We start from the raw sequence: 297 nt of genomic DNA on the forward strand, positions 1-297 counted from the left end.
CAAGCCCGCTCCCACAAGGGTGGGCGCTAAATTTATGAGTCAAGAGTTGTCCTATGAGAGTCTGGGCAGTAGCCAATCAAAAAGGTGGCGTCGGCAAGACCACCACGACCATCGCCCTGGCTGGCCTGCTGGCTGAGGCGGGCAAGCGCGTGGTCGTCGTCGACCTCGACCCGCATGGGTCGATGACCAGTTATTTCGGGCACAACCCCGATGCGCTGGAACACAGCTGCTATGACCTGTTCCTGCACCAGGGCAGCGTGCCCGAGGGCTTGCCGGGGCAATTGCTGCTGCCGACGA

At 61.6% G+C, this 297-nt stretch carries 1 protein-coding gene; it reads left to right on the plus strand.

Features of this window, described 5'->3' with window-relative positions:
* Positions 1-53: 53 nt before the first annotated feature.
* Positions 54-297 (plus strand): ParA family protein (locus tag MFF34_RS27455; RefSeq protein ID WP_238217712.1); only part of this gene is annotated, 244 nt, incomplete at its 3' end.

Source organism: Pseudomonas sp. PAGU 2196, from assembly GCF_022179005.1.
In the GTDB taxonomy this organism is placed as follows: domain Bacteria; phylum Pseudomonadota; class Gammaproteobacteria; order Pseudomonadales; family Pseudomonadaceae; genus Aquipseudomonas; species Aquipseudomonas kermanshahensis.